This is a genomic window from Curtobacterium sp. MR_MD2014 (assembly GCF_000772085.1).
In the GTDB taxonomy this organism is placed as follows: domain Bacteria; phylum Actinomycetota; class Actinomycetes; order Actinomycetales; family Microbacteriaceae; genus Curtobacterium.
This window is the reverse complement of record NZ_CP009755.1, coordinates 1276441-1303191: the sequence shown is the minus strand read 5'-3', so window position 1 is coordinate 1303191 and position 26751 is coordinate 1276441. Positions and strand designations below refer to the sequence as shown.

The 26751-nt window shown below is 72.4% G+C and carries 28 protein-coding genes; 16 read left to right on the top strand and 12 right to left on the bottom strand.

What is annotated here, in order from left to right; genetic code table 11:
* The first annotated feature begins 142 nt into the window (after positions 1–142).
* A complete protein-coding gene (locus NI26_RS06020; protein ID WP_066653628.1) occupies positions 143–1936 on the top strand; it encodes a hypothetical protein in 1794 nt (597 codons plus the stop codon).
* 163 nt (positions 1937–2099) lie between these two features.
* Positions 2100–2732, top strand: a complete 633-nt coding sequence (locus tag NI26_RS06015) for an FMN-dependent NADH-azoreductase (protein WP_066653625.1) — start codon at positions 2100–2102, stop codon at positions 2730–2732.
* A 57-nt stretch (positions 2733–2789) separates the two neighbouring features.
* Here the strand turns inward: NI26_RS06015 and NI26_RS06010 are convergent, their stop codons facing one another.
* Positions 2790–3833, bottom strand: a complete 1044-nt coding sequence (locus NI26_RS06010) for an MBL fold metallo-hydrolase (RefSeq protein WP_066653618.1) — start codon at positions 3831–3833, stop codon at positions 2790–2792.
* A gap of 136 nt (positions 3834–3969) precedes the next feature.
* Between NI26_RS06010 and NI26_RS06005 the strand changes: the two genes are divergently transcribed.
* Both NI26_RS06005 and NI26_RS16820 read left to right on the top strand, forming a co-directional pair.
* The gene (locus tag NI26_RS06005; RefSeq protein ID WP_066653615.1) at positions 3970–5013 is read left to right on the top strand and encodes an ATP-dependent DNA ligase; all 1044 of its coding nucleotides are present in this window, start codon (positions 3970–3972) and stop codon (positions 5011–5013) included.
* Positions 5014–5114: 101 nt separating this feature from the next.
* Positions 5115–5258: a hypothetical protein gene (locus NI26_RS16820; RefSeq protein WP_153257421.1), complete on the top strand. Its 144-nt coding sequence runs from the start codon at positions 5115–5117 to the stop codon at positions 5256–5258.
* Between the two features lie 47 nt (positions 5259–5305).
* On the opposite strand, the gene ligD is transcribed toward NI26_RS16820, so the two are convergent.
* The gene (gene ligD / locus NI26_RS06000) at positions 5306–6325 is read right to left on the bottom strand and encodes a non-homologous end-joining DNA ligase (protein WP_200884137.1); all 1020 of its coding nucleotides are present in this window, start codon (positions 6323–6325) and stop codon (positions 5306–5308) included.
* A gap of 297 nt (positions 6326–6622) precedes the next feature.
* Between ligD and NI26_RS05995 the strand changes: the two genes are divergently transcribed.
* The 3 genes from NI26_RS05995 to NI26_RS05985 are packed head-to-tail and all read left to right on the top strand — an operon-like array spanning position 6623 to position 9403.
* A complete protein-coding gene (locus tag NI26_RS05995) occupies positions 6623–7459 on the top strand; it encodes a DUF429 domain-containing protein (RefSeq protein WP_081984775.1) in 837 nt (278 codons plus the stop codon).
* Positions 7460–7469: 10 nt separating this feature from the next.
* Positions 7470–8672 carry a glycosyltransferase gene (locus NI26_RS05990; protein ID WP_066658004.1) on the top strand — a complete coding sequence of 401 codons (1203 nt, stop codon included), beginning with the start codon at positions 7470–7472 and terminating at the stop codon, positions 8670–8672.
* Complete coding sequence (locus tag NI26_RS05985; RefSeq protein WP_235426539.1) at positions 8669–9403, top strand: hypothetical protein; 735 nt, start codon at positions 8669–8671, stop codon at positions 9401–9403. The genes NI26_RS05990 and NI26_RS05985 overlap by 4 nt, the downstream gene beginning before the upstream one ends.
* 477 nt (positions 9404–9880) lie before the next feature.
* On the opposite strand, the gene NI26_RS05980 is transcribed toward NI26_RS05985, so the two are convergent.
* Positions 9881–10309, bottom strand: coding sequence for a DUF6892 domain-containing protein (locus NI26_RS05980; RefSeq protein ID WP_066653613.1), 429 nt, complete (start codon positions 10307–10309; stop codon positions 9881–9883).
* A 123-nt stretch (positions 10310–10432) separates the two neighbouring features.
* On the opposite strand from NI26_RS05980, the gene NI26_RS05975 reads away from it, so the two are divergent.
* The gene (locus NI26_RS05975) at positions 10433–11938 is read left to right on the top strand and encodes an APC family permease (protein WP_235426538.1); all 1506 of its coding nucleotides are present in this window, start codon (positions 10433–10435) and stop codon (positions 11936–11938) included.
* Positions 11939–12193: 255 nt separating this feature from the next.
* The gene (locus NI26_RS05970; RefSeq protein ID WP_066653611.1) at positions 12194–12808 is read left to right on the top strand and encodes a hypothetical protein; all 615 of its coding nucleotides are present in this window, start codon (positions 12194–12196) and stop codon (positions 12806–12808) included.
* Between the two features lie 2 nt (positions 12809–12810).
* Here the strand turns inward: NI26_RS05970 and NI26_RS05965 are convergent, their stop codons facing one another.
* From NI26_RS05965 to NI26_RS05955, 3 genes are all read right to left on the bottom strand, one after another.
* On the bottom strand, positions 12811–13251 hold the full coding sequence (locus tag NI26_RS05965) for a hypothetical protein (protein ID WP_144411277.1): 441 nt from the start codon (positions 13249–13251) through the stop codon (positions 12811–12813).
* A gap of 139 nt (positions 13252–13390) precedes the next feature.
* Positions 13391–13879 carry a hypothetical protein gene (locus NI26_RS05960; RefSeq protein WP_066653607.1) on the bottom strand — a complete coding sequence of 163 codons (489 nt, stop codon included), beginning with the start codon at positions 13877–13879 and terminating at the stop codon, positions 13391–13393.
* Entirely contained in the window at positions 13879–14265 is a 387-nt protein-coding gene (locus NI26_RS05955; RefSeq protein ID WP_066653598.1) for a DoxX family protein, read from the bottom strand. The genes NI26_RS05960 and NI26_RS05955 overlap by 1 nt, the downstream gene beginning before the upstream one ends.
* Positions 14266–14378: 113 nt before the next feature.
* On the opposite strand from NI26_RS05955, the gene NI26_RS05950 reads away from it, so the two are divergent.
* The gene (locus NI26_RS05950) at positions 14379–14711 is read left to right on the top strand and encodes a hypothetical protein (RefSeq protein WP_066653595.1); all 333 of its coding nucleotides are present in this window, start codon (positions 14379–14381) and stop codon (positions 14709–14711) included.
* Between the two features lie 76 nt (positions 14712–14787).
* Here NI26_RS05950 and NI26_RS05945 read toward each other — a convergent pair whose 3' ends face one another.
* Entirely contained in the window at positions 14788–15279 is a 492-nt protein-coding gene (locus NI26_RS05945; protein WP_066653592.1) for a DUF427 domain-containing protein, read from the bottom strand.
* Positions 15280–15325: 46 nt separating this feature from the next.
* Here NI26_RS05945 and NI26_RS05940 point away from each other — a divergent pair, with 46 nt between their 5' ends.
* A complete protein-coding gene (locus NI26_RS05940) occupies positions 15326–16735 on the top strand; it encodes an amino acid permease (protein ID WP_066653590.1) in 1410 nt (469 codons plus the stop codon).
* A gap of 232 nt (positions 16736–16967) precedes the next feature.
* Here the strand turns inward: NI26_RS05940 and NI26_RS05935 are convergent, their stop codons facing one another.
* A complete protein-coding gene (locus NI26_RS05935) occupies positions 16968–17156 on the bottom strand; it encodes a hypothetical protein (protein ID WP_144411276.1) in 189 nt (62 codons plus the stop codon).
* 117 nt (positions 17157–17273) lie between these two features.
* Here NI26_RS05935 and NI26_RS05930 point away from each other — a divergent pair, with 117 nt between their 5' ends.
* Complete coding sequence (locus NI26_RS05930; protein WP_144411275.1) at positions 17274–18197, top strand: hypothetical protein; 924 nt, start codon at positions 17274–17276, stop codon at positions 18195–18197.
* Positions 18198–18269: 72 nt separating this feature from the next.
* On the opposite strand, the gene NI26_RS05925 is transcribed toward NI26_RS05930, so the two are convergent.
* From NI26_RS05925 to NI26_RS05915, 3 genes are all read right to left on the bottom strand, one after another.
* Entirely contained in the window at positions 18270–18557 is a 288-nt protein-coding gene (locus NI26_RS05925; RefSeq protein WP_066653582.1) for a hypothetical protein, read from the bottom strand.
* Positions 18558–18629: 72 nt separating this feature from the next.
* The gene (locus tag NI26_RS05920) at positions 18630–19079 is read right to left on the bottom strand and encodes a BLUF domain-containing protein (protein WP_235426535.1); all 450 of its coding nucleotides are present in this window, start codon (positions 19077–19079) and stop codon (positions 18630–18632) included.
* Between the two features lie 64 nt (positions 19080–19143).
* On the bottom strand, positions 19144–19707 hold the full coding sequence (locus tag NI26_RS05915; RefSeq protein ID WP_066653580.1) for a hypothetical protein: 564 nt from the start codon (positions 19705–19707) through the stop codon (positions 19144–19146).
* Positions 19708–19802: 95 nt separating this feature from the next.
* On the opposite strand from NI26_RS05915, the gene NI26_RS05910 reads away from it, so the two are divergent.
* Positions 19803–23135 carry a DEAD/DEAH box helicase gene (locus NI26_RS05910; RefSeq protein ID WP_066653578.1) on the top strand — a complete coding sequence of 1111 codons (3333 nt, stop codon included), beginning with the start codon at positions 19803–19805 and terminating at the stop codon, positions 23133–23135.
* Positions 23136–23492: 357 nt separating this feature from the next.
* The gene (locus NI26_RS05905) at positions 23493–23876 is read left to right on the top strand and encodes a type II toxin-antitoxin system VapC family toxin (RefSeq protein WP_066653576.1); all 384 of its coding nucleotides are present in this window, start codon (positions 23493–23495) and stop codon (positions 23874–23876) included.
* A gap of 51 nt (positions 23877–23927) precedes the next feature.
* Here NI26_RS05905 and NI26_RS05900 read toward each other — a convergent pair whose 3' ends face one another.
* On the bottom strand, positions 23928–24707 hold the full coding sequence (locus NI26_RS05900; RefSeq protein ID WP_066653574.1) for an aldo/keto reductase: 780 nt from the start codon (positions 24705–24707) through the stop codon (positions 23928–23930).
* Between the two features lie 94 nt (positions 24708–24801).
* Between NI26_RS05900 and NI26_RS05895 the strand changes: the two genes are divergently transcribed.
* Both NI26_RS05895 and NI26_RS05890 read left to right on the top strand, forming a co-directional pair.
* The gene (locus NI26_RS05895; RefSeq protein WP_066653572.1) at positions 24802–25698 is read left to right on the top strand and encodes an HNH endonuclease family protein; all 897 of its coding nucleotides are present in this window, start codon (positions 24802–24804) and stop codon (positions 25696–25698) included.
* A 125-nt stretch (positions 25699–25823) separates the two neighbouring features.
* Entirely contained in the window at positions 25824–26615 is a 792-nt protein-coding gene (locus NI26_RS05890; protein ID WP_066653568.1) for an SDR family oxidoreductase, read from the top strand.
* Positions 26616–26751: the final 136 nt, after the last annotated feature.

Genomic DNA, 26751 nt, shown 5'->3' with positions numbered 1-26751 from the left:
CCCGCAACTCCCCCAACTCAGGTCACAACTGCACATCGACGGCGCGTTCGGAGACCTGCGCACCCTACGATCCGAGCAGGTCGAGGATGCTCGGCCGATCCTCAGGTCCGGCACCCGACCGGACACGAACCAGGGGGAAGACGTGCGCCGCAGCACCTCCACCGTCCGACGCGCCTGTGCCGTCGGCACGACCATCGCCCTCGTCGGTCTCACGACCGGCCTCGGCATCATGACCGCGACCGCCGCCTCCGCCGCCCCGGCGGACCAGGTGTCGAGCTCGCAGGTAGCGACGAGCGGGGACCAGGCCGCCTCGAGCAGCCAGGGCACCGGCACGCAGGACCCGGACGGCGGCCAGGCCACCGCCGGGACCGACGCGACGACCGGCTCGGGCGACGACACCGCTGCGGGCACCGCGCCCGACGGCAGCACCGAGACCGGCACCGACACCTCGGGCGCGATGCCCGACACCGACGGCACCGGCACCGGCACCGGCACCGGCACCGGCGCCACGCCGGGCAGCACCGGCAGCACGGCCCCGGCGTCCGGCTCCCCGACGGTCGGCACGACACCCACCGACGCCCCGACCGAGGCGCAGCAGGACGCCCCCGCCGTCACCATCGTCGGCGACGCCCGGACCGGCAACACCCTCGAGGCGAAGCCGACCGGGTTCGACGAGGACGGCAGCTTCCGGTTCGTCTGGACGATCGACGGCGAGCCCGGTGCCGCGACGCTCGCGAAGGTCGACTCGCTCACCCTGGACGAGGCGCTCGCGGGCAAGCGGGTCACCGTGACCGTGACGGGCACGCCGACCGACGGTTCGGCCGCCCGCACGACGAGCGCGACCTCCGAGACGATCACGCAGGCCCCGGTGTTCGTCGACGAGTCCGGCGAGCCGATCGTCGAGGGCGCGGACGTCGACGACCCCCAGTACCTTGACGCCACTGCCGGCGAGCGGTTCTCGTACACCTTCCACGCCGACGGCTTCCCGGCGCCGAGCTACCGGCTCGACTGGTACTGGGACGACGAGGACGGCGACGACACCGTCGTCTCGACGGAGGGACAGCAGCGAGCGCAGGAACACGCGACAGCGAACGCGCAGCGGAACGCCTTCGGAGCGGTCGGTTCCGGCTGGCAGGCGGACGAGGGCGACGACGAAGAGTCCGGGCCCGAGGTCCAGCTGCCGGAGGGCTTCACCTTCGACCCGGCGACCGGTGTCCTGAGCGGCTCCACCGACCTCGCGTTCTCCTACGACTTCGCCGTCACCGCGACGAGCGGCACGGTCTCCACGACGCAGTACGTCGAACTGACGGTGGCCCCGGGCAAGCCCGCCGGTTTCCTGGTCACCACGGGCGACGCAGCGACCCTCGAGACCCAGCGGCCCGTCCTGTGGGTCATCAGCCCCCGGGGCGACGTCACGACGATCACGATCGACCTCGACGAGGACGATCTCTGGTCGGCGATCGACATCCAGGACGGCGGCCGTCCGACGGTGCAGCAGAACGGCACGCTCTTCGTCTCCGGACAGCCGGTCGACCGGTTCGGCAACTACGTCGAGAACTTCGACGAGGACGGCGACCCGATCGTCGTCGAGACGGTCACGTCCGACGTCGCGACCGACGTCATCGAGCGCCTGGACGACGAGGACGGTGGCGGTGCCTCCGTCACCTTCCCGCATGCCTCGGTGCACACCCTGACGGTGTCGGCACCGTCGATGCAGGGCACGTCGTTCGCCGTCGAGGTCGTCCCGACCGCCGCGCCGGCCCTCACCCCGACCACGCCCGCCGCCGCAGCACCGATCACGCGTCCGACGCCCGGTCGCCTCGCGTACACCGGCACCGACGTGTCAGCACCCGTCGCGTGGACGCTCGGCCTGCTCGTCGCGGGTGCCGGACTGCTGGGCGCGGGGATGTTGCGTCGCCGCCGAGCGCAGCACTGACACGACGCCTCCGGCCGGTCGGTCACACCGTGGCCCGGCCGGGAGGCTCCTCCCGCGGCCCCGCCGTGTCCCTCGCGGACACGACGGGGCCGCTCCACGTCCACGGGGACACGGGCCGTCGGCTGCCCGTCCCACCGGGGCACGCGTCGGTAGCGTGGGCCGCATGCCCACGCTGCTGCACATCGACTCCTCCGCCGACCTCGCCCACTCGCGTTCGCGCGCCCTGACCGCCGCGTTCGCGGACGCCTGGCGCGCCCGCGGCCCGGAGTACACGGTGGTGCGCCGGGACCTGCACGTCGACCAGCTCCCGCACCTCGAGACCTCGGCACTGCACTGGGCAGCGTCCGACCGCACCGCCGAGGAGTCCGTCGCGCCCGAGGCCGAGGCACTCCGCCAGGAGGTCATCGACGAGCTCCTCGCCGCGGACGCCGTCGTCGTCGGGGCGCCGCTGTACAACTACACGGTGCCGTCGACCCTCAAGGCCTGGATCGACCGGGTCCACGTGCCCGGGGTCCTCGCCGGGGACGTCCAGCCGCTCGCCGGTCGGCCGGTCGTGACGGTCGTCAGCCGCGGCGCCACCTACGACGCCGGCTCCCCGACCGAGACCTGGGACCACGGCTCGCCCGTGCTGCACCTGATCCTCGGGACGGCGCTCGGCATGAAGCTGTACCCGGTGACCGTCAGCGCCACCCTCGCGGACCGGATCCCGGACCTCGCACCGCTCGCCGAGCACGCGTCGGCCGAGTTCGCCGACGCCCGGACCACGCTCGAACGACTCGCCGCGACGGTCGTCTGAGCCGGACCGGAGGCAGCCGGACCGGAGGCAGCCGGACCGGCGTCAGCCGGACCGATCTCAGTCTCGCCGGATCTCGTCCGCCCGGCCGAGCAGGTCCGCGTGGAAGGCCGTCTGCGTCAGCGCGCTCGCGAGCAGGAACCCCGTCATCGAGTCGATCCCCCCGCTGAACGGCACGCGCGAGGCGACCTCGAACAGGGTCGGGGACGTCAGGGTGTCGAGCGCCGCGGCGACGTGGTGCGAACGCTCCGCTCGGTGCCGGGCGAGCGTCCGGGCACGCGTGACGACGTCGCGGAAGCGGTACTCGTGCCCCGGACAGACCTCGAGGTCGCCGTACCCGTCGAGCCGTGCGAGGGAGGACAGGAGGTCGCCGAGCGGGTTCGTGGTCGTCCGGCCGCCGAGTCCGATCCCGGAGTTGATGCGCGGCAGCACGTGGTCGCCGGTGAAGAGCAGCCCGTCGCCCTCGTCGACGAGGCACAGGTGCCCGGCGGTGTGCCCCGGTGTCCACAGCGCCCGGACCTCGCGACCGGGGATCGGCAGCACGTCGCCGTCCGCCACGAGCAGGTCCGCGAAGGGCTCGACGGCGCGACCGAGGCCGATCCGTCGTCCGCTCCCCCACGCGGCGACCACGCCGGCGACCAGCTCCGCGGGCAGCCCCCACCCGGCGATGTCGGCGTCGTTCGCGGCGGCGTCCTCGCGCTCCCGCCGCAGGGCCTCGACCTCGAGCCGGTGCATCGCGATCCGGGCCCCGCTCGCACGCCGGAGCGCGGCGGCAGCACCGAGGTGGTCGGCGTGCAGGTGCGTCACGACGACGAGTCCGACCTGGTCGACCGAGCGCCCGATCGCTGCGAGACCGGCGCGGAGCACTGCGAGCTCGTCGTCCTCCGCCCAGCCGGGGTCGATCACGGCGAGGGTCCCGTCGGTCCCCTCCACCACGTAGGACAGGGTCGCGTCCGGCACGCCCCCGCGGAACGGCACCGCGAGGGTCCAGACGCCGGGGCGCACCTGCTCGACGGGCGGCAGGACGCCGTCGCGGAGCGCGGCGGCCTGCACGGGGCTGATCGGTTCCGGTGCCGGCGCTGCCGGCGGGGGCACGGTCGTCACGCGACCACCCTAGTGACGACGCCAGCGCGCCGGGGTGGGCCGCGCCTCCCGGTCGGGACCCGTGCGCGTCGCGACGGACGGACCAAGCCGAGCCGAGCCTCCCGTCCGCCGGAGCGACCGCGAGTAGACAGGCCACATGGAGATCGCACCGATGCTCGCCAAGGCCGTCGCCACCGTGCCCGACCCCGACAGCGTCCGCGGCGGGCTGCGGTACGAGCCGAAGTGGGACGGCTTCCGGGGGATCGTGACGGTCGACGGCGACGACGTCACCATCGGCAGCCGCGGGGCGAAGCCGCTCACCCGGTACTTCCCGGAGCTGGTGGAGGCCTTCCGCGCGCAGTTCGGCGGACGCGACCACCCCGTCGTGCTCGACGGCGAGGTGGTCCTGCGGAGCGGCGAGCCGGGGAGTGAGCACCTGGACTGGGAGGCCCTCTCCCAGCGGATCCACCCGGCGGAGTCGCGCATCCGCACGCTGAGCGTCGAGACCCCCGCGCAGTTCGTCGCGTTCGACCTGCTCGCCGTCGACGGGACGGAGCTGCTGGACCTGCCGTTCGACGAGCGGCGCGAGCGGCTGGAGGCACTCGCCGACGGCATGACCGACCCGCTGTTCGTCACCCGCACCACGCTCGACGTCGACCTCGCCCGCGAGTGGCTGACCACGTTCGAGGGCGCCGGCCTGGACGGCGTCGTGGCCAAGCCCCGGGCGAAGGCGTACGAGCCGAACAAGCGCACCATGCTCAAGGTGAAGCACCACCGGACCGCCGACGTCGTCGCGATCGGGTACCGCGTGCACAAGAGCGGCAGCGGCGTCGGCTCGCTGCTCGTCGGGCTGTACGACGCGGACGGTGACCTCCGCCAGGTCGGCGGCGTCTCCGCCTTCACCGACCGCCGGCGGCAGCAGCTGGTGGAGGAGCTCGAGCCCGTCGTGCTTCGCGATGCGGACGGGAGGCCCGTCACCGGTGACGGGGAACGGTCGCGGTTCTCGTCGGGTCGCGACACCTCGTTCGTCCGGCTCGCGCCGGAACGCGTGCTCGAGGTGCGGTACGACCAGATGGAGGGCGACCGGTTCCGGCACACGGTGCAGTTCGAGCGGTGGCGGCCCGACCGCGACGCCCGGTCGTGCGGGTTCGAGCAGCTCGATGTCCCATCTGCGTACGACCTGCGCGACGTGTTGTCCTAGCGCTTGCACCGGCCGCCGCGCGTCAATATGCTCGCAGTAGTTAGGCTAACTAGTGACTTCCGGACGGGGATCCGGGGGCGCGGTGGAGACGGGAGCGGGACATGATCATCGACGGCATCAGCGACGCCAACCGAGGCACCTGGTCCCGCCTGACGCGACTGCACACGGCGAGCGTCACGCTGCCGATGCACACCAGCCGGGTCGCGAAGCCCGAGCACCGCGCCGAGGACGTCGCCGCGGCCTGAGCCGGCCCGGTCAGGGCCGGTCCGTCTCGCACGGTCCGTTCCGCGCTTCAGGCCTTCTTGGCCCGGGACGGCTGCACGCGCGGCGGCTCCCCCGGCATCTTCGGGAAGTCGGGCGGGAACGGCAGCTCGCCGAGCCCGGACGCCAGGTCCCGTTCCCACCACCCGAGCAACGGAGCGATGTCGCCCGGCTCCGCGTGCATCGACTCCCACGGATCGCCGAGGGTCCGCAGCCGTTCCGGGACGGTGATCACCGTCAGGGTCGTCGGGTCCACACTGTCGACCTCGTCCCAGGTGATCGGCGTCGAGACGCTCGCGTGTGCCAGGGCTCGCGGGCTGTAGGCGCCGGCCATCGTGCGGTCGCGGTTCGCCTGGTTGAAGTCGACGAAGACGCGCTGCCCGCGTTCCTCCTTCCACCACGCCGTCGTCACACGGTCGGGCATCCGCCGCTCGAGCTCCCGCGCCGCCGCGATCACCGCGTGACGGACGTCGAGGAAGTCGTGCTCGGGCCGGATCGGTGCGAACACGTGCAGGCCGCGGTTGCCGCTGGTCTTGATCCACGCCGTGAGCCCGACCTCGTCGAGCACCTTCCGGAGCTCGTGCGCGACCGGCACGGTGTCGTGGAAGTCGGTGCCCGGCTGCGGGTCGAGGTCGATGCGCAGCTGGTCGGGGTGGTCGGAGTCCTCGGCGCGGCTCGCCCACGGGTGGAACACGACGGTGTTCATCTGCGCTGCCCACACCGCGACCGCCGGCTCGTCGACCACGAGCTGCGGGTGTGACCGGCCGCTCGGGTAGGTGACGACGACGTCGCGCACGTACTCGGGAGCACCCTTCGGCGGGTTCTTCGAGAAGAACGAGTCCCCGTCGATGCCCGACCCGAACCGCTGCAGCGAGATCGGCCGGTCCCCGTTGGCCCGGACGAAGGGCTCCCCGACGGCGACCAGGTACTCGGCGAGGTCGAGCTTCGTGATCCCGACCTCGGGGAAGAGCACGCGGGACGGGCTGCTGATCCGCACCTCCCGGTCGCCGTCCGGACCCGGGACCGTCAGCGTCGTCGCCTCGCTCGCCATGCAGCGGACCGTACACGGCCGGCGCTCCGGACGCCCCCGGCCCCGCCCCGGCCCCGCCCCGCCCTCCCCGCCGAGCTCTCCCCGCTGAGCTCTCTCCGCCGAGCGGGCCAGATCTGTCACGCGCACCGCCGTCGGCCGACGAGTTCCGCCCGCTCGGCGCGCCACGCGCGGCATGTCCTGCCCGTTCGGGGACGGCCGTGGAGGGACCGGCTGCGGAGGGGCGGCTGCGGAGGGCCGGCGAGCGGCACGGGGACGGGCGTGGAGCGTCGACCGAGCGACGCCGGGCACGATGGACCGGTGACGGCGTACCTCGGGGTGGACCTGGCGTGGGGCCTCGGCAGCGACCGGAAGCCCGCGAACGAGACCGGTCTCGTCGCGATGGCCGACGACGGCACGATCACGGACGCCGGGTGGGCCCGCGGGGTCGACGCCGTGACGGACTGGATCGCGGCGCACCTCGGGCGACGGACCCTGGTCGCTGTCGACGCCTCGCTCGTGGTGACGAACCCGAGCGGCATCCGCGAGGCCGAGCGGCAGGTCGGGCAACGCTACGGCCGGTGGAAGGTCGCGGCGAACCCGACGAACCTCGCCTCGGCGGCGAGCGCCGGGGCACGGCTGCTCGACCGGCTGACGGACCTCGGGATCGGCTACGTCAGCGACACCGCGGCGATGCGGGAGCGCACCGAGCCGGCGGCGTTCGAGTGCTACCCGTACACGACCCTCGTGGGGGTCGAGGAGCTCGGCTACGACGACGAGCGTCCGCGCTACAAGCGCCTCGACCTGAAGCTCCCGGCCGCCGTCGCCCGACAGCGGCGCGCGGAGGCGTTCGACGACCTGGTGCACCGGCTGCGCACGACCCCGCTCGACCCGCCGCTGCTGCTGGACTCCCATCCCCTGACGGCCGGGCTCGCCGACCCGTCGGTGCTGCACGGGCCGACGCACAAGCACCGGGAGGACCTGCTCGACGGAGCCCTGTGCGCCTGGACCGCCGCGTTCTGGGAGCGGCACGGCGACGAACGGGTGCAGGTGCTGGGAGGTGACCCGGGCCTCCCGTCCGACCCACCGGACGAGGCGGGCCGCAAGCCCGTCGTGGTGGCACCCGCGCGTGGGTCGCAGCGGCGGCCGCGCGGCTAGGCTCGACGCCGTGAGCACCACGAGCGAACCCCTGCGCATCGGGCTGGTGTCGCTGCACACCTCCCCCGGCGACGAGCCCGGCTCCGGCGAGGTCGGCGGCATGAACGTCGTGGTCCGACACCAGGCCGAGGCCCTGGCCGACCGCGGCCACCAGGTGGAGATCATCACGCGGCGGTCGGCGCCCACGCAGCCGGACAGCGTCTCGCTCGTGCCGGGCGTGTGCCTGCGGTTCCTGTCCGCCGGGCCAGCGGAGCCGGTGCCGAAGGGCGAGCACGACGCGTTCATCGAGCCGTTCCGGGCGGGCCTCGAGGAACTCGGCCCCTACGACGTGCTGCACTCGCACCACTGGTTCTCCGGCGTCGCCGCCCTGCCCGTCGCCCGCGAGCGGGGCATCCCGCACGTGCAGTCCTTCCACTCCATCGCGGCCGAGTCGGACACTCCCCTGTCCGAGGGCGAGCGTCCCGAGTCCGCTGGCCGTCCCGCGGGTGAGCGGATGCTGGCGCGCGACTCCGACGCCGTCGTCGTCGTGTCCTCCGCCGAGGCGTCGACCGTCCGCACGCGTCTCGGCGGCGACGAGTCGCGCACGTGGATCGTCCCGCCGGGCGTCGACGGGTCCGTCTTCCGCCCCGCCGGCGCCGGCGCGCGCCGCGCGGAGACACCGTACGTCGTCGCGGCGGCACGCGTGCAGCCGCTGAAGGGGCTCGACCTGGCGATCGAGGCGGTCGCGGGCATCGGCCAGGAGGTCCGCCCCACCCTCGTCATCGCGGGCGACGCCTCGAGCGAGGCAGGCGACTACGTGGACGAACTGCGTCGGCTCGCCGCCGCGCACGGCATCGCCGACCGCGTGACCTTCGTCGGTCCGCAGTCGCGTGCCGACCTGGCGTTCCTGTTCCGTGGCGCAGCGGCCGTGCTCGTACCGTCGCACTCGGAGACCTACGGACTCGTGGCGCTCGAGGGCTCCGCCTCCGGGGTACCCGTCGTCGCGGCGGCTGCCGGTGGGCTGCGGGAGGCCGTGGTCGACGGGGAGACCGGGGTCGTGCTCGAGTCCCGGGACCCGGGCGACTGGGCTGCGGAGATCGAACGGATCCTGACCGATCGGACGTACGCGGCCGGGCTCGCCGCGGCGGGTCGGGAGCACGCCGAACGCCTGAGCTGGGAGCGCTCGGCGGCCGGACTCGAGGACGTGTACCGGCGGGTGCTCGGACGCTCGTGACGGCCGGAGGCGCGGGGATCGACCGGCCGGCGTCGGCTGGCGGGCTCGACCCGTCGGGGTCGGCCGGCGGGCTCGACCTGTCGGGATCGGCTGGCGGGCTCGACCTGTCGGGGTTCTGGGCCGCGCTCGACGCCGTGCCGGTGGCCGAGGACGCCGAAGCGCTCTACTCGACCGACTCGGCCGAGGGGCGACTACGACGTACGAACCTGTCGGCCTACCTGTCCCACGTCGGGGCAGCGGCCGACACCGTGCTCGTCGCCGAGGCCCCCGGCTGGCGCGGCATGACCAACACGGGCATCCCCTTCACGAGCATGCGGGAGCTCGGCACGCTCGGCTTCGACGTCCTCGTGCCGCCGGAGCCGACCGCGCCGTGGGAGGCGTCGTCCCGGGTCGTGCACGCGGCGTTGCAGGACTGGTCGGGTCCGCTCCCCCTCGCCTGGGCGATCTTCCCGCACCACCCCTTCGTCGCGAGCGACCGGCAGACGAACCGGACCCCGCGTCCGGCCGAGGTCCGCGACGGTGCTCCGGTCGCACTCGCGCTGCTCGAGGCGCTGCGGGACGCTCGTGCCGCCGAGCCTGCTGGTCGCCGCCGGGACGTGCGGGTCGTCGCGGTCGGGCGGAAGGCGCAGGGGGCGCTCGCGCTGGCGGGCATCGACGCCGTGGCGGTGCGGCACCCGGCGCAGGGCGGCGCGGCGCAGTTCACGGAGCAGGTGCGGGCGCTGCAGGGGTAGCGCGGCCCCGGGCGGGCGGAACGACGAATCCGCTGTCGGACGACACCCGCGATGTCGCACCAGCCCACACAGCCGAGCACCGTGGGAGCGAAACGACGGACCCGCTGTCGTACGACAACCGCGATGTCGCACGAGCCCGCGAACGCTCAGTGTGCGGGCGGGCTCGCGGGCGGAACGACGATGACGCTGTCGCACGACAACCGCGATGTCGCACGAGCCCGCGAACGCTCAGTGTGCGGGCGGAACGACGATGACGCTGTCGCACGACAACCGCGATGTCGCACGAGCCCGCGAACGCTCAGTGTGCGGGCGGAACGACGATGACGCTGTCGCACGACAACCGCGATGTCGCACGAGCCCGCGAACGCTCAGTGTGCGGGCGGAACGACGATGCCGCTGTCGGACGACAACCCCGGTGTCGCGCGGGCCCGCGCGCACTGTGCGGCTGCGATGCCTCGGCGCCCGAGCGTCGCGGGCTCAGGCGGAGCGGACCTCGACGCCCTTGGCTGCCAGGCGCTCGGTCACGTGCGCGGGCAGCGGCGCGGCGGCGTACACGGTCGTCAGCGCGGGGAGGTCGAGCACGTCGTCCCAGTTCTGCGGGTCGTAGCGGTCGTCGGACCCGTCCCACCCGGGGTGGACGTCCTGGAGGACCTCGAGGTCGGAGTCGACGGTGAGCTCGGTCACCAGCGCCAGGTGCGACGGCAGCAGGTCGAGGTCGTCGTAGTACTCGCGAGCGCGGTCGTCCTGTCCCTCGACGTCGAGGTCCTCACCGGCGTCCTCGTCCTCGGCGCCGTCGTAGGGCTCCAGCACGTCGAGGTCGTAGCAGAGGACGTCGAGCACGAGCAGCTTGGCGTTGAAGTCGGCGAACTCGACGGGCTCTTCGGTGGTGTCGGAATCGTCGTGCATGCCCCGGAGCGTAGCCACCGGAGCCCGTGAGCGACCGCGCGATCGGATCACGGGCGTGTTGCAGCCGGCGTCGATCTTCCTGTGAGAGTAGACAGAGTGCCATCCCTCGGGAAAGGCTGACGTATGACCACCACCAAGTCGGACGCGACGCAGCAGGAGCAGCCCACGCTCAAGCGCGTCATCGGTCCCAAGCTGCTGCTGCTCTTCATCGTCGGCGACATCCTGGGGACGGGCGTCTACGCGCTCACCGGCCAGGTCGCCGCCGAGGTCGGCGGTGCCGCATGGCTCCCCTTCCTCATCGCCTTCGCGGTCGCCCTGCTCACGGCGTTCTCGTACCTCGAGCTCGTGACGAAGTACCCCCAGACGGCGGGCGCTGCGCTCTACGTGCACAAGGCGTTCGGCATCCACTTCGTCACCTTCATCGTCACGTTCATCGTGATGTGCTCGGGCATCACGTCGGCGAGCACGGCTTCGCGGGCGTTCGCGGCGAACCTCGGCGCCGGCTTCGGCCTCGAGCTGCCGAACGGCGTCGTGATGCTCATCGCGATGGGGTTCATGCTCGCGGTGATGGCGGTCAACTTCCGCGGGGTCAGTGAGAGCGTCAAGACGAACGTGGTGCTCACCCTGGTCGAGCTGTCCGGTCTGGTGATGGTGATCCTCATCGGCTTCTGGGCGATCGCCGGTGGCAACGCGGACTTCTCGCGCGTGGTGATGTTCGACACCCCCGAGGACAAGACGCTGCTGCTGTCGGTGTCGACCGCGACCTCGCTGGCCTTCTTCGCGATGGTCGGTTTCGAGGACTCGGTGAACATGGCCGAGGAGACCAAGGACCCGTCGCGGATCTTCCCGAAGGTGATGCTCACCGGCCTCGGCATCACGGCGGTCATCTACGTGCTCGTGTCGATCTGCGCCGTCGCGGTCGTGCCGATCGGCGAGCTCGCCGGCAACGAGACGCCGCTCGTGACGGTCGTGCAGACCGCGGCGCCGGACTTCCCCATCGCCGACCTGCTGCCGTTCATCTCGATGTTCGCGGTCGCCAACACCGCGCTGATCAACATGATGATGGCGTCCCGGCTGCTGTACGGCATGAGCAAGCAGGGCGTGCTGCCAGGCTTCCTCTCGCGAGTGTCGCCGGCGCGTCGCACGCCGTCGACCGCGATCGTCTTCACCACCGTCATCTCGCTGCTGCTCATCGGCTGGGTCTCGCTCGACCCGGACTCCCCCATCGTCGTGGTCCTCGGCGGCACGACCTCGTTGCTCCTGCTCTCGGTCTTCACGGTCGTGAACCTCTCGGTGCTGGTGCTCCGTCGCGACCGCGTCGGGCACAAGCACTTCCGGGCCGGTGTCGTGATCCCCGTCATCGGCGTGGTCACCTGCCTGTGGCTCGTGCTCCCGTTCTCGTCCGGTCGCGACCCGCAGCAGTACCAGATCGCCGGCGCACTGCTGGGGCTCGGCGTCCTGCTCTGGCTCCTCACGTGGTTCACGCACGGCCGGAAGCAGACCGAGAAGGCGCCCACCGGACTCGTCACCGAGCCGACCGCGGTGGTCCGACCGGGCACCGGCCACCGGCACCACGAGGACGGCGACGGCGGACACGGCGACGCGGACGGCCACCGCCGGGACGGCTGATGGAGGCGTCCGAGGTCATCTTCGCGATCTCGATCGGGACGATCGTCCTGCTCTCGCTGTCGGCTGCGTTCCGATCCGGCCGCCGACGCGACTGACCGGAGACGGGCGCCGCCGACAAGACCGACCGGGAGCACGGGGCCGCCGACACCCCCGATCGGGCGGCTGCGGTTCCCAGCCGACGCCCGTACGCTCGTCGTGCCCTGCACCCGACCGTCCGGTACTCGCGACGGACCGCCCGCCCGGAAGGACCCCGACATGCGCCGCGCCGGCATCACCATCGCCTCGGTGTTCGGGGCAGGCGTGGTCGCGGCCGTCATCGGCGTGGTGGTCGTCGTCGTCATCGCGGTGCACTCGCTGACCGGCGCAGCGAAGACCGTGACCGCGGCGCCCGCCTGTCCCGACGTCGCCTCGCGCACGATCGGCGGCATCGTGGTGCCCGCAGGCCCGGTCGCCGGCTTCTGCCAGGACCGCCTGGTGAACGCCGCGTACGTGATCGAGGCCGCTCAGGCGCTCGGCATCGGCCCGCACACCCAGGCCGTCGGTGTGATGACCGCGATCGGCGAGTCGAGCCTGGTGAACCTCGACCACGGGGACGCCGCAGGACCGGACAGCCGCGGGCTCTTCCAGCAGCGCGACAACGGCGCGTGGGGCACGTACGAGCAGCGGATGGACCCGTACACGGCGGCGACGATGTTCTACGCGAAGCTCGTGAAGACGCCGGGGTGGAAGACGATGACCCCGACCCAGATGGCGCACGCGGTGCAGATCAACGCGGACCCGGACCACTACGCGAAGTTCTGGCCGGAGGCGAAGGCCGTCGTCGAGGGTCTCACGGGGCAGTCGGTGCCGGACACCGCTCCCCAGGGCTGAGGTCACCGCAGCACCGGCCCGAGCTCCTCGGCGTCGTGGAGCTCGACCATCGACGCCCCCGTGGCGTTCACGACGACCTGCCCCCGCAGCCGCACCGCCCGCTCGGCGAAGGCGCACGCGCAGGCGTCGATCCACTCCCAGTCGACCGGGAACAGCTGCGTCTCACCCGGCCGTTCCCACGCGAGCACGACCTCGGACGCAGCGTTGTCGACGCAGACCTCCGCGACCAGCGTGGCGAAGTCCTCGACGTGCTCGTCCGGCTGCAGCGGCAGGTCCGACACGGGCAGCAGGAACGGGATCGGTAGCGCCCGTTCGTCGAGGAAGAGCACCCAGCACTGCCGCCGGATCGGGGGCCCGACGACCCCGGAGACGAGGGCGACGACGTCGGCGTCGGTCCGTGCGGACGTGGTGAACAGCTGGTCGAGCACTTCGGTTCCTGACATGCTCCGAGCCTGCGGCCCGAGCCCGGCGGGCAGCAGCGTCGACCGACGATCTGTGGACGACGATGCCGAGACCAAACCCTGTGCAGGAAGACCGGCAGCAGCCCGGCAGATCCCCGGCAGGAGCCCGGCAGGACGAGCGTCAGAACCCGTGCTGCACGGCGGAGTCGACGAGCAGCAGGGCAGCGAAGAACACGACGACCTGCGCGGCGATGCCGACCAGCACCAGGGGCCACGCGAGCCGTCGCCGGACGAGCCGCAGGACGCAGCCGACGACCGTCCCGACGAGCACCAGCACGACGAGCACCGGACCGACGGTCACCACCCCGCCGCCGAGCCCGGCGTCGCAGGTGTTCCCCGGCGCCGCACACGAGTGGAAGGCCATCGACAGGAAGACGATGCCGCCACCGACGGCCATCGACTCGACGGCCAGCAGGACGAGCAGCAGCACCGTGGCGACCACGTCCGCGACGCGACGGTGCGTGCGCGCAGCGAGCCGTGCCTCCCGGCCGACCGCGACCACCGCGCCCGACCCGACCCCGACACGCGACGCGACCGCCCCGTCCGACCCGGCCACGCCGACGGACCCGGACGACACGTCCGGGTCCTGCGACGCCGCCGGGGCAGCCATCAGCGCCCCGTACCGGACCCGCGGGTCGACCAGAGCGCAGCCCAGATGAGCAGCGGCTGCCCGAACAGACGGGCGACGCGCTTCTCGTCGGAGTCGAGGCCGAACGCGTCGCGGCGGTTCACCCACTGCGACAGGTTGCCCGGGAAGATCACCGTGAAGAACAGGGCCGCGACCGTGCCGACGGTCTTCCGGCGGCTGCGCGGCGTGAAGAGCAGCGCGCTGCCGAGTCCGATCTCCGCCACACCGGAGGCCAGCACGGTCGTGTCCGTGTCGAGCGGCACGAAGTCCGGCACCTGGGCGCGGAAGTCACGACGGGCGAAGGTGAGGTGGCTGGTGCCCGCGAAGACGAGCGCAGCACCGAGGAGGACACGGACGAAGGAACGCATGCCCTCATCGTGCTCGCTCGCGCAGTGTCCGTCCGGCGCGTCGCGCGGTGATGCGCGGACCGGCCGTCCCCGGAGGCGAGCGCACCGGGCCACGGGTCGGTACGTTCGGACCCATGGCAGCCGTCGCTCGCGACCACGAACCGCCCGCCGTCCTCGCGACCGTCGCCGTGCTGCTCGCTCCCCTCTCGCTCTGGATGGGCATCATCGTGCCCGCCGCCGACATGGCGCGGCACGTGCTCCTCGAGGCCGTGTTCGGCATCGTCTGCGTGCTCTGCGGCGTCCGCGCGGTCCGGATCGCCGGTCGACGTCGCGCCGTGCGCGTCTGGGCGTGGATCGGGATGGTGCTCGGTGGCCTCGGCCTGGTGATGACGGCCTGGCAGCTGCTCACCTTCGCGACCGACGGAGGCTTCCCGCCGCCGTTCTGGTCGCCCTACGCGCGCCGCTGACCGCGGTCATCCACCACCGGTCGACGGCCTGGAGGCGCGGCGGACCTCCGCCCCGTCGCCGCCACCGGGCGGGCGGTCACCAGCCGAGCGTGCCCGGCCCGCCCTTGAAGGGTCCGACCACCCGCGAGGTGATCCACCCGCCGTAGAAGTCGCCCTCCTGCGCCTGCACGACCTCGCCGCCGACCTCGCAGGAGTCCATCGCCGACGGGTAGATCGCCACCCGGTCGCGGAGGTCCTCGTACCCGGGCTCCGGCGTCGGGTAGTTCCACGCCGCCCGGGGCGCGACGACGCCGTCCCCGCCGACCACGTCGAAGTAGCGCGCACGCCCCTTGAACTCGCACATGCTCGACCCCTGCGCCGGACGCAGCTCGAGCCCCGCCATCGGGACGTAGTACACCGGCGGGTGCGAGGTCTCGAGCACCCGGACGGCGTCGGTCGTGTCGACCACGATCGTTCCGCCGAGCCGCACGACGACGCGGTCGGGGACCGCCTCGACGGCGGGAGGACGCGGGTAGTCCCAGACGGACTCCTTGCCGGGACCGGGTTCGGCACGAGCAGCACGATGCATGCAGCCGGGTCTACCACCGCCGCCGCAGAAGGAGCAGAGTGGGCGCGTGACGACGACGACACAGGGGATCTTCCGGCGGAAGCCCATCGACACGATCGACGACGACCCCGAGGGCGAGGGCGGCCTGAAACGGCACCTCGGGCTCTGGCAGCTCACGGCCATCGGCATCGGCGGCATCATCGGCGCGGGCATCTTCACCCTCGCCGGCACCGTCGCGAACGGCGTCGCCGGCCCCGCCGTCCTCATCAGCTTCCTGATCGCCGGTGTCGCCAGTGCCGCCGCCGCGCTGTCGTACGCCGAGTTCGCCGGGATGATCCCGAAGGCCGGCAGCGCCTACACGTACGGGTACGCCGTGCTCGGCGAGGTCGTCGGGTGGTTCATCGGCTGGGACCTGCTGCTCGAGTACACCGCGATCGTCGCCGTCGTCGCGATCGGCATCTCGGGCTACGTCGGGTTCCTGGTCGGCCAGTTCGGCATCGAGCTGCCCGCGTGGATGCTCGGCGCGCCCGGGACCGGTGACGGCCACGTCGTGGACGTGTTCGCGATCGTCCTCTGCCTGCTCACCGCCTTCGTGCTGACCCGGGGTATCCGGAGCGCGGCGCGCTTCGAGCTCGTGGCCGTCGCGATCAAGGTCGCCCTCGTCGTGCTCATCGTCGTGCTCGGGGTCTTCCACATCAACAGCGCGAACTACTCGCCGTACTTCCCGTTCGGCTTCGGCGGCGTGATGACCGGCGCCGCCACGGTGTTCTTCGCCGTGTTCGGCTACGACGCGATGTCCACCGCCGCCGAGGAGTCCACCGACGCGCGGAAGCACATGCCGAAGGCGATCCTGCTGTCGCTCGGCATCGCGATGGTGCTCTACGTCCTGGCGACGCTCGTGCTCACCGGCATGCAGAAGTACACCGACATCGACCCCGCCTCGGGGTTCTCGTCGGCGTTCGCATCGGTCGGGCTCGGCGGGGTCGCCAACGTCATCGCGATCGGGGCCATCGTCGGCATCGTGACCGTGCTGGTCACCTTCATGCTCGGTGCCTCGCGCGTCTGGTTCTCGATGAGCCGCGACGGGCTCATGCCGAAGTGGTTCGCGAAGACCGACCCGAAGCGGCACGTGCCCACGCGGGTGACGTGGATCCTCGGCATCGCGTCGGCGGTGCTCGCGGGGCTGCTGCCGATCGGCGTCGTCGCGGAGCTGACGAACATCGGGATCCTGCTCGCGTTCGTCGTCGTCTGCTCGGCAGTGATCGTGCTGCGCTACCGGCAGCCCGACCTCGACCGGCAGTTCCGGCTCCCGTTCATGCCCGTCGTGCCGATCATCGGGGTCGTCGCCTCACTGTGGCTCGTGACGTTCCTGCAGTGGGAGACCTGGGTGCGGTTCGCGATCTGGTTCGCGATCGGGCTCGGGGTGTACTTCGGGTACTCGCGGAAGCACAGCAAGCTGGCCACAGAGCAGCGCTGAGGCTCCTCGCCCCGAGGGCGACGGTGCGCGTCCTCCCGTCAGGAGGGCACGCGCACCGCCGGTCCTGGTCGAGCCAGCGGACCTCGGCCTGATCGGGAACGAGTCCATCCGCCCAGTCGACGTCCTTCCGCTCGCCGTCCCCCGACGGGGCCGTGGTGTCGGACACCCACGCCTCCGTCGCCAGCCACTGTGCCGTCGCACCGCCGAAGAGCGCCGAGTAGTCCCGCAGGAGCTAGCGCCGACCGAGTGAAGGTCCGCCGGGCCGGTCCCGGTAGAGGATGACCGCCGCGTCCGGCGGCTGCACGCCACCGGCGGCCCACTCCATGCCGTCACGCAGGAGTCCGCTGTCGTGGAAGCGGGCACGGACAGCCGCCACGAACTCGTTCGCGAACGGCTGGTCGATCGTCTCGGATGTGCTCACGACGGTCATCTTGGGCGCTCCTCGGCCGTGTTGTCACGTCGGCAGGACGTCGCCGCTGCGGCGCACCCGTCCTGAGCAGCCGCGTCGTGCTTGCTCCTGAACGAATAGGGTCGACCCGTGGTGGGGGAAACGGCACAGGCCGTCGCCGGGGCGCGCCCGGTCACGGTCCGCGGCGGCGTCATCGCACCGATCGCGTGGACGGCACTGTGCGCGGGCGTCCTCGCGCTCGGGGTCTGGCTGGCCTCGACCCGCCTGGTGTTCGGGGGTGCCTGGTTCACCCAGCTGTGGACGAGCGGCCTGGTGCTCGTCGCCGGCGTCCTCGGCCTGTACCTGAGCATCGGGAGCATCCGGAACCGCATCCGCGTGTTCCCCGATCGGCTCGAGGTGGTACCGCACATGCGGCGGACCGTGACGATCTCGCCCGGCGAACTCGTCGGGTTCAGCGCCTCGGGACCGGGCAACACCACGATCCGCGGCAGGACCGCGCGTGGTCGAGGCTTCTCCACGGACCGGTTCCGCCGCCACCACGACGTCCTCGTCCGATGGCTCGAACAGAACGCCACCGAACCGTGGACGGCGTTCACGACCTTCTTCGGCAAGCTCACCGTCGACCGGGAGCCCAGACGGGTGCGCAACGCGCTCTTCACGCTGTTCTCCGTGGCCTTCTTCCTCACGACGCTGTCGATGTTCCCGGGGCTGCCCGTCATGATCGCCTACGACGACGCGCACCAGGAGCAGGTGACCTGCACGATCACGTCGGCGCGAGCCGTCACGGTGTCCAACCGCTCGTTGAAGGGTGTGGGGTCTTCGCACCCGGCCGTGTCGCTCGAGACGACGGACTGCGGGCACCTCACCCTCTCCCGGGGCATCTTCGCCGACAACCGCGACGCCGTTGCACGGCGGTACGACCGGGCCCCCGGCCCCTACCGGCTCACCGTGGGCGGTGGCGGCTTCTGGCTCTGGCAGCACGCGTCCGTGCCCGTCCCGGAGCCGACGGTCTACAGCGTCGACGAACCCGCGACGGGCGCGCCCACCGGCTGACGAACGAGCAAGAACGAGCAGGAGGAGCAGGACGAGCAGGACGAGCAGGACCGAACAACGACGCCGGACGTGCTACTCCGCCACCACCCACACGTGCTGTGCCTGCCACCCCTCCGGCACGGTGTTCCGGTACGCCGCCAGCGCCGCCACGTAGTTCGGTCCGGAGGCCTCGTGCTCCCGCGTCGCGGTCGACCGCGCGGTCGCCTTGATCGTGGTCTCCCCCGTCGCCTTGCTCTCGACCGCGTTCGTCTGCAGCAGCGCGAACCCGTCCAGGTCGAGTGCGGCGACGGCTGCCTCCTTGGCCGCCACGACGGAGTCCGCGTAGCCCTCGGCCTCGCGCGTCTCGGTCGAGCGGATCATGCCTCGCAGTGTCGTCACCGAACCAGTATGACCCGATCGATCCGGGTCTCCGAGCGCGACGGCGGCAGGGCGTCAGGCGTCGCGCCGGTGCTTGCCCTTCGCCGCCGTCGGGTCCGCCATCGGGTGGTTGCGGAACCACCGCAGCAGCTCGCGGGGGCGGCTCTGGTCGGCGCTGTCGTCTCCACGATCGAGGAAGGTGCTGAAGCCCTCGGGCACCTCGACACCGTCGGTCTCGCGGTCGTACGCCATCGACCACTCCGGGAACCGTCGCGTGTGGATGGACTCCTCGACGAGCAGCCGGACGTCGTCGTGCCGCTCGTCCGCGACGATGCGCGCGTACGTCGCCATCACCGCGTCGTACGGCCCCTCGAGCAGCTGCATGAAGCGTCCGCCGCGGTGCACGAGCATGCCGGTCAGCCCGTCGGCGGTGTTCCGTGTCCGGGCGTGGTCGAGCACCGCCTCGAGGTCGCCCTCGTCGAAGGGCTCGGTGGCGGAACTCATGTACACCAGTGACTGCAGCACGCATCGATCCTGCACCTGAGCCGCTGTCAGCGACGCCCCCAGAACGGGACGCGGACAAGACACGTCAGTCGAGCGGCGTCCAGTCGAGGACCTGGCCGTCCTGGGTGCAGTACGTCGTGTCCGAGTCCTCGGTGGTGGTCTTCGACCACGACGGCGACCAGTACGAAGCGTCGATGTCCCGCTGCTTCGGGAAGACACCGACCACGGTGCCGGCCGACGTGTCCGGGTCACCGGGCACCGGATCGACGTCGAGGGTGTCCGGGTCGAACCATCCGTAGGTGGTCGCCCCGGTGATGCTGTCGAACTCGATGTACATCGTGATGTGGTCGTCCTGCGACGCGGTGCCGAGCTGCACCTGGTACTCCTGCCGCGCCCCGTCGTCGTCCGTCGGCACGCCGGACCACTCGACGCGGTAGGCGTCCGCGGTCTCCTCGATCGACACCGAACCGGTCCCGGAGGCCAGGTCACACGACGCCGTGCCGGGCGTCGCCGCCGTCGTCGCGCTCGCGCTCGGAGCCGGCGCCTCGGCCGTCCGTGTCCCCGCCCCGAGCACACTGCACCCCGACAGAGCGACCACCGTCGCCACCGCCCCTGCCACCACGACTGCGCCGCGCGCTGCGTTCCCCATGCGATCCCCCTCGTGTCGCGCGCCCTCCGGCGCCCGCCCACGCTAGCAGCGGAGGGCCAGCAGCGGAGGTCGGTGGCGCCTGGCACGATGGACCCGTGCCCGCCGCCCCGATGATCGACGCCGTCGACGTCATCCGGTTCGTCGGGCCGCAGACCTTCGGCCGCGCGCGCGACGTGGTCCGGGCGGGCTTGGTCGAGGACGCCACCTGGCACGACGACGACGGCACGGTCACCGCGACCGTCTCCGGCTCCGCCGACGACCCCTACGAGCTCCGCGTCGAGACCACCGTCGCCCGCGGCGAGTTCGTCCGCCCCGTCCGCAGCACCTGTTCCTGCCCCCTCGGCGGCGACTGCAAGCACGTCGCCGCCGCGCTCCTCACCATCAACGCGCGGGCCCTCGCCGCCGAACCCCGAGCAGCGGCTCCCCTCGCCCCACCGCCTGCCCCGGACTGGAGGCTCGACCTCGCCCGCCTCGCCGGTGACGACGACCGGGCGGTCGCCCCGCAGGGCACCCCCACGGGTCTGCAGTTCGAGTTGCGCGACGCGGTCCCCGCCGCACTCGCCTCCCGTGCGCGCGCCGCCGGCCGGGCGCTGCCGTCCCGTGCCCGCAGCGTGCGGCTCGGCGTCCGCCCGGTGACCCGCAGCGCCGCCGGCAACTGGGTCCGAGGGCAGCTCACCTGGGGCACGCTCCCCTACTCGATGAACCGGCTCGGCATCGCGCCCGAACAGCACGCCTGGTTCCTGCAGTTCTCCGCGCTGCACCGCGCCGGGCAGCTCGCGGGGCTCCCCGGCGAGAGCGACTGGGTGCACCTCGACGACTTCGGCAGCCCCCTGCTCTGGCCGCTGCTCCGGCAGGCAGCCGGGCTCGGGATCGCCTTCGTGACGGGCAAGCGCGAGGGCGGCGCGGTCCTCGGCGGCGACGCGCGCGTGCTCCTCGACGCAGCCCGGCACGACGGCGCGCTCGTCATCGGTGCGAGTGCGGTCGTCGACGGGCGCCCGGTACCCGACGGCTCGGCGCGCACGATCGGCGACCACGGTGTCTACGCCTTCCGCGAGAGCCCCGAGTTCCACGTCACCCTCGCCCCGACCCCGGTTCCGGTCCCCGAGGACCAGCGCCGCATGCTCGTCGAGGGCGCGCGCATCACCGTGCCGTCCGATGCCGTCGACGAGTTCCTGGCCGACTGGTCGCCGCGGCTCCGCGGCGCGCTCGGTCTCGTCAGCTCCGACGGCTCGGTCGAACTCCCCGAGCGGACACCGCCCGAGCTCGTCCTGACGGCGACGTTCGAACCCGCCCGGGCACCCCGGACCGACGACCGCCTGCACCTGCAGTGGCGGTGGCACGTCGACGGACGGAAGGACCCGGTCACGCTGCACGGGCCGCTCCCCGACCTCAGCGGGCTGCACGCCGCCGACGAGTCCGTGACGACCGGCCCCGGCGGCGGTCTCGCCTGGTTCGAGGACGGCACGGTCGACGGTGCGGACGTCGCCGTCTTCGCGACCGAACTCCTGCCGGCCCTGCCCGCACTCGGTGTCCGGACGTTCGTGCAGGGCGAGCCCGGCGACCACGAGCGGCTGACCGGGCGACCGCACATCCGCGTCACGACGATGCCGTCCGAGAAGCACGACTGGTTCGACCTCGGCATCTTCGTCACCGTGAACGGGCGGCAGATCCCGTTCACCCCGCTGCTCCGGGCGCTGGCGAAGCGTGACCGCCGCATGAAGCTCATCGACGGGTCGTACCTGTCGCTGGCCGACCCGACGTTCGACCGGCTCAAGGAACTCATCGAGGAAGCGCGCGAGCTCGACGAGTGGGAACCCGACCAGGCCCTGACGGTGACCCCGCTGCAGGCCGGACTGTGGTCGGAGTTCGACCAGCTGGCCGACGAGACGGAGCACGACGAGCGCTGGCAGCGGATCGCAGCGGGTCTGCTCGACGCCGCACCGCAGGACGAGGTCCCCGTGCCGGACACCGTGCACGCCGAGCTCCGCCCCTACCAGCACGCCGGCTACGCCTGGCTCCGGTTCCTGCGGGAGCACGGCATCGGCGGGGTGCTCGCCGACGACATGGGCCTCGGCAAGACCCTGCAGGTGCTGTCCATGATCGCCGCCGCCCGCCGGTCCGAGCCCGACGCTCCGCCGTTCCTCGTCGTCGCGCCGACCTCGGTCGTCGGCAACTGGGCGGACGAGGCAGCCCGCTTCACCCCCTCCCTGCGGGTGACCGCCGTCACCGCAACCTCGCTCAAGGACCACGCCCGGGTCGCCCGAGCGGCGGCGGAGTCCGACGTCGTCGTGACCTCGTACGCACTGCTCCGGCTCGACGCCGCCGAGTACACCGGGGTGTCCTGGTCGGCGCTCGTGCTCGACGAGGCGCAGTTCGTGAAGAACCCGCAGTCGCAGACGCACCGGGTCGCCGCCGAGCTGCCCGCGCCGGTGAAGTTCGCCGTCACGGGGACCCCGCTCGAGAACGGGCTGACCGACCTCTGGGCGCTGTTCCACGTCGTCGCGCCCGGGCTGCTGTCGTCGTGGTCCCGGTTCGGCGACGACTACGTCAAGCCGCTCGGCTCCCCCGACCTGCGCGGGGACGCCCGCAAGGAGCTCACCGACCGGCTCCGGCGTCGGATCCGACCGCTCATGCTCCGCCGGACGAAGGAGAGCGTCGCCGCCGACCTGCCGCCGAAGCAGGAGCAGGTCGTCCGGGTGACGCTCGACCCCGCGCACCGCGCGCTGTACGAGCGGACCCTCAACCGGGAGCGCCTGAAGGTCCTCGACCTCATCGACGACCTGGCGCGCAACCGGATGATCGTCTTCCGGTCGCTGACCCTCCTCCGGATGCTCGCCCTGTCGCCGGCACTCGTGCAGCAGACGGACCAGGACGCCGACGACGACGTCGCTGCCGCTGCCGCTGCCGCTGCGGAGCCCATCCCCTCGGCGAAGCTCGACCTGCTGCTCGACGAGCTCGAGCAGCTCGCCGCCGAGGGCCGCCGCGCCCTGGTCTTCAGCCAGTTCACCACGTTCCTGCGCATGGTCGCCGAGGCGCTCGACGCACGCGGCATCGGGTACGAGTACCTCGACGGCTCGACCCGGAAGCGCCCGCAGGTCATCGACCGCTTCCGGACCGGCGCGGCACCGGCGTTCCTCATCTCCCTCAAGGCCGGCGGCTTCGGGCTGACGCTGACCGAGGCGGACACCGTCTTCGTGCTCGATCCCTGGTGGAACCCGGCCGCCGAGTCCCAGGCGGTCGACCGGACGCACCGCATCGGGCAGACCCGCTCCGTGAACGTGCAGCGCTTCATCGCCGAGGACACCATCGAGGAGAAGGTCCTCGCCCTCGCCGCCAAGAAGGCCGAACTCTTCGCGACCATGATCGACGACGACGCCCTGTTCGCCGACGACCTGACCGCCGAGGACATCCGCTCGCTCCTCACCTGAGCCGCGACATACGAACTCCTTCGCGTCCGGACGCCCGTGTCGGTACCGTCGCCGCATGTTCGTCGAGACCAGCCGCTCCGCCCAGCCCCGTCCCGCTCCGCAGGTCCCGGTCGCGAGCCTGCTGACACCGACTCCAGCTGGAGCTGGACCGGACGTCGAGCCGCACGCCGATCTCGAGTCCCACGCCGATCCCGCGCCGCCGCGAACAGGAGTGGTCCGGCGCGACGGCACCACGGCGACGTCCACCTTCCGCCTGCGCAACGGCACCGAGGTCACGCTCGGCGGCTCCTTCGGCGGCAGCCGAGGCGTCTGGTCGAGCGCGTCCGAGGGGCATCGGCGGAGGCGGCCGGCACGGTGATGGTCCTCGACGCGAACGTCGTGATCGCGCTGCTCGACGAGGGCGACGGCCTGCACGAGCGAGCGTACGACCTGGTCGAGGACCACGCGTGGGACGAGTTCTGCACCTCGGCCCTGACCCTCGCCGAGATGCTCGTGCGACCGGCATCGCGTGGGCACGCCGATCGTGAGCGCGGCACCATCGAACGACTCGGCGTGTCGGTCGTCCCGGTCACGGGCCGTACCGCACGCTGGGCGGCGGACATGCGCGCCAGCCGCCGGCTCGGCATGCCGGACGCGGTCGTCCTCGTCACGGCGCAGGCCGTGCACGGCCAGCTCGCCACCTTCGACCGAAAGCTCCGCCGCATCGCCCAGGCCGAGGGACTCGACCTCGCCGAGCCGTAGGACGACGGCGGGCCCTGGCCGCTCCCGCCTGAGCCCGCCGTCGCGACCGGGTCAGCCGGCGAGACCGTCGATCCGCGACACCTCGTCGGTGGTCAACTCGAGGTGCGCCCCGAGCGCGTTCGACCGGATGCGCTCCGGGTTGGACGACTTCGGGATCACGACGAACCCGTGCGCCACGTGCCACGCGACGATGACCTGCGCGCTGTCGGCGTCGTGCGCCTCCGCGATCTCGACGAGCGTCGGGTCCTGCAGGTTGCTCGCCTTGAACGGGCTGTAGCCCTCGAGCACCACGCCACGTTCGTGCAGCCCCGCGGCGACCTCGGCGTCGTACTCGGCGGGGCTCCACCGGATCTGGTTCACGGCCGGGGTCGTCCCGGTCGCGTCGGTCAGCTCGTCGATCTGCGCGAGCGAGTAGTTGCTCACGCCCACCGCCCGGGTCAACCCGTCGGCCTGCGCCTGGACGACCTGCTCCCACACGTCGGGTCGGGCCTCGCCGTTCGGCGGCCAGTGCACGAGCCACAGGTCGAGGTGGTCGAGCCCGAGCTGCTCGAGGCTCTCCTCGATGGTCTGGCGCACCCGGTCGGCGTTGTCCGGCGGGAGCTTCGTCGTGACGAAGACGTCATCGCGGGCGAGGCCGGCGTCGGCGAGCGCCTTCCCCACGCCGCGCTGGTTCGAGTAGCCCGTGGCGGTGTCGATGTGGCGGTAGCCGGCCTCGAGCGCAGCGCCCACGGCGACGGGAGCGTCGGCGTCGGGGATCTGCCAGGTGCCGAAGCCGAGGAGCGGCATCGATCCACCGGTGACGGGCACGGAGGGGTTCGCGTGATCGGTCATGCCCCGTGTCTACGCCCTGGTTCGTCGGTGCCGCACGGGATGATCGAGGACGGTCCACCCGGGCCCGCTCCACCGCACCACCGAAGGCCTCCCCATGACGTCCCGTCGACGCCGTCCGCGTTCCACCCGTTCCACCTCCTCGCGCCGCAGGGCTCGGGCATCGCTGACGTCGCTCGGCCTCGTCGCGGTCGTCGTCCTCGCCGGCTGGCTGCTGCACACCACCGGCGTGACCGACGCGGACGCCGACGCCGCCGCGGACGGGACGTCCTCGTCGACGGCCGCACCGACGATCACCACCGCACCGACGGCCGACGCGGGTGGTGGGGTCGAGGCGGGCGGCGCCTCCCGGCCGACCGTCGACGCGACCGAGCCGACCAGCCCGACCGAGGCGACCGAGGCGCCCAGCCCGACCGACGCGACCAGCCCGACCGACGCGACCGCAGCCGCGACCGCCCGCAGCGAGCTCGCTACCCTGCCGGTGAAGGGCAAGGCCGCCGCGACCGGCTACGACCGCGAGGCCCGCTTCGGCACCGCCTGGCTCGACGTCGACCACAACGGCTGCGACACCCGGAACGACGTGCTCGCCCGCGACCTGACGGACATCGAGCGGCAGGGGCCCTGCAAGGTCCTGCGCGGCACGCTGGTCTCCCCGTACACCGGCGAGCGGGTGGACTTCGTCCGCGGGAACCGGACCTCGACCCTCGTGCAGATCGACCACGTCGTCGCGCTCGAGAACGCGTGGCGCACCGGCGCACAGCAGCTGACGCAGGAGCAGCGCGAAGCCCTGGCGAACGACCCCGCGAACCTGTTCGCCGTCGACGGCCACTCGAACGCGCAGAAGCGTTCGGGCGACGCGGCGACGTGGTTGCCCGCGGACACGGCGTTCCGCTGCACCTACGTCGAGCACCAGATCACGGTGAAGACGACGTACCGGCTCTGGGTGGCGCCCGCGGAGCGCGACGCGATGGAGCGGGTGCTCGCGCGCTGCTGAGCGGATGACCGCAGAGCAAAACGACAGGTGTAGCCTAGAGCTATCGATGCAGATGCATCGAACGGACTCGTCGACCCACCGCTGGACCCGAGCCCTTCATCGTCGAAGACCGCAGGAGGCCATCCATGACATCCACCACCCGCTTCACCGACCGCGTCGTCCTCATCACCGGCGGCGGCTCCGGCCTCGGCCGCGCGACCGCCGTCCGCCTGGCCGCCGAAGGTGCTCAGCTGTCGCTCGTCGACGTCTCCAGCGAGGGACTCGAGGCCACGAAGGCCGCCGTCCTCGAGGCGACCCCCGACGCCCAGGTGCTCACCACCGTCGCCGACGTCTCCGACGAGGCCCAGGTCGACGCCTACGTCACCGCCACCACCGAGCGCTTCGGCCGCATCGACGGCTTCTTCAACAACGCCGGCATCGAGGGCAAGCAGAACCCCACCGAGTCCTTCACCGCCGCCGAGTTCGACAAGGTCGTGTCGATCAACCTCCGTGGCGTGTTCCTCGGGCTCGAGAAGGTGCTGCGGGTCATGCGCGAGCAGGGCTCGGGCATGGTCGTGAACACCGCGAGCGTCGGTGGCATCCGCGGCATCGGCAACCAGTCCGGCTACGCGGCCGCCAAGCACGGTGTCGTCGGCCTCACCCGCAACTCCGCCGTGGAGTACGGCCAGTACGGCATCCGCATCAACGCCATCGCTCCCGGTGCGATCTGGACGCCGATGGTCGAGAACTCGATGAAGCAGATCGACGCGGAGAACCCGCGGAAGGCCGCCGAGGAGTTCATCCAGGTCAACCCCACGAAGCGCTACGGTGAGGCCCCCGAGATCGCCGCCGTCGTCGCCTTCCTGCTGTCCGACGACGCCTCGTACGTCAACGCGACGGTCGTCCCGATCGACGGCGGGCAGTCGGCCAAGTACTGAGCGTGGTCCGTCCGGCGCCCGGCCCACCTCGTGGGTCGGGCGCCGTCGTCGGTCTGGAGGCACGCCCCACCGCCGCAACGCCGATCGCGTCCGGTGGGGAGATGGCTGTGACGGTGCCGCATTCGGTTCCGCCCGC

Bases quoted from the DNA above. Each gene is read 5' to 3' on its own strand.
- NI26_RS05970 (WP_066653611.1), top strand. From the start codon at position 12,194: ATGCGCCGCGCCGGCATCACCATCGCCTCGGTGTTCGGGGCAGGCGTG.
- NI26_RS05975 (WP_235426538.1), top strand. From the start codon at position 10,433: ATGACCACCACCAAGTCGGACGCGACGCAGCAGGAGCAGCCCACGCTC.
- NI26_RS06005 (WP_066653615.1), top strand. From the start codon at position 3,970: ATGGAGATCGCACCGATGCTCGCCAAGGCCGTCGCCACCGTGCCCGAC.
- ligD (WP_200884137.1), bottom strand. From the start codon at position 6,325: ATGGCGAGCGAGGCGACGACGCTGACGGTCCCGGGTCCGGACGGCGAC.
- NI26_RS05945 (WP_066653592.1), bottom strand. From the start codon at position 15,279: ATGCATCGTGCTGCTCGTGCCGAACCCGGTCCCGGCAAGGAGTCCGTC.
- NI26_RS05980 (WP_066653613.1), bottom strand. From the start codon at position 10,309: ATGCACGACGATTCCGACACCACCGAAGAGCCCGTCGAGTTCGCCGAC.
- NI26_RS05960 (WP_066653607.1), bottom strand. From the start codon at position 13,879: ATGGCTGCCCCGGCGGCGTCGCAGGACCCGGACGTGTCGTCCGGGTCC.
- NI26_RS05905 (WP_066653576.1), top strand. From the start codon at position 23,493: ATGGTCCTCGACGCGAACGTCGTGATCGCGCTGCTCGACGAGGGCGAC.
- NI26_RS05915 (WP_066653580.1), bottom strand. From the start codon at position 19,707: ATGGGGAACGCAGCGCGCGGCGCAGTCGTGGTGGCAGGGGCGGTGGCG.
- NI26_RS16820 (WP_153257421.1), top strand. From the start codon at position 5,115: ATGATCATCGACGGCATCAGCGACGCCAACCGAGGCACCTGGTCCCGC.
- NI26_RS06015 (WP_066653625.1), top strand. From the start codon at position 2,100: ATGCCCACGCTGCTGCACATCGACTCCTCCGCCGACCTCGCCCACTCG.
- NI26_RS05895 (WP_066653572.1), top strand. From the start codon at position 24,802: ATGACGTCCCGTCGACGCCGTCCGCGTTCCACCCGTTCCACCTCCTCG.
- NI26_RS05900 (WP_066653574.1), bottom strand. From the start codon at position 24,707: ATGACCGATCACGCGAACCCCTCCGTGCCCGTCACCGGTGGATCGATG.
- NI26_RS05965 (WP_144411277.1), bottom strand. From the start codon at position 13,251: ATGTCAGGAACCGAAGTGCTCGACCAGCTGTTCACCACGTCCGCACGG.
- NI26_RS05955 (WP_066653598.1), bottom strand. From the start codon at position 14,265: ATGCGTTCCTTCGTCCGTGTCCTCCTCGGTGCTGCGCTCGTCTTCGCG.
- NI26_RS05890 (WP_066653568.1), top strand. From the start codon at position 25,824: ATGACATCCACCACCCGCTTCACCGACCGCGTCGTCCTCATCACCGGC.
- NI26_RS05950 (WP_066653595.1), top strand. From the start codon at position 14,379: ATGGCAGCCGTCGCTCGCGACCACGAACCGCCCGCCGTCCTCGCGACC.
- NI26_RS05925 (WP_066653582.1), bottom strand. From the start codon at position 18,557: ATGATCCGCTCGACCGAGACGCGCGAGGCCGAGGGCTACGCGGACTCC.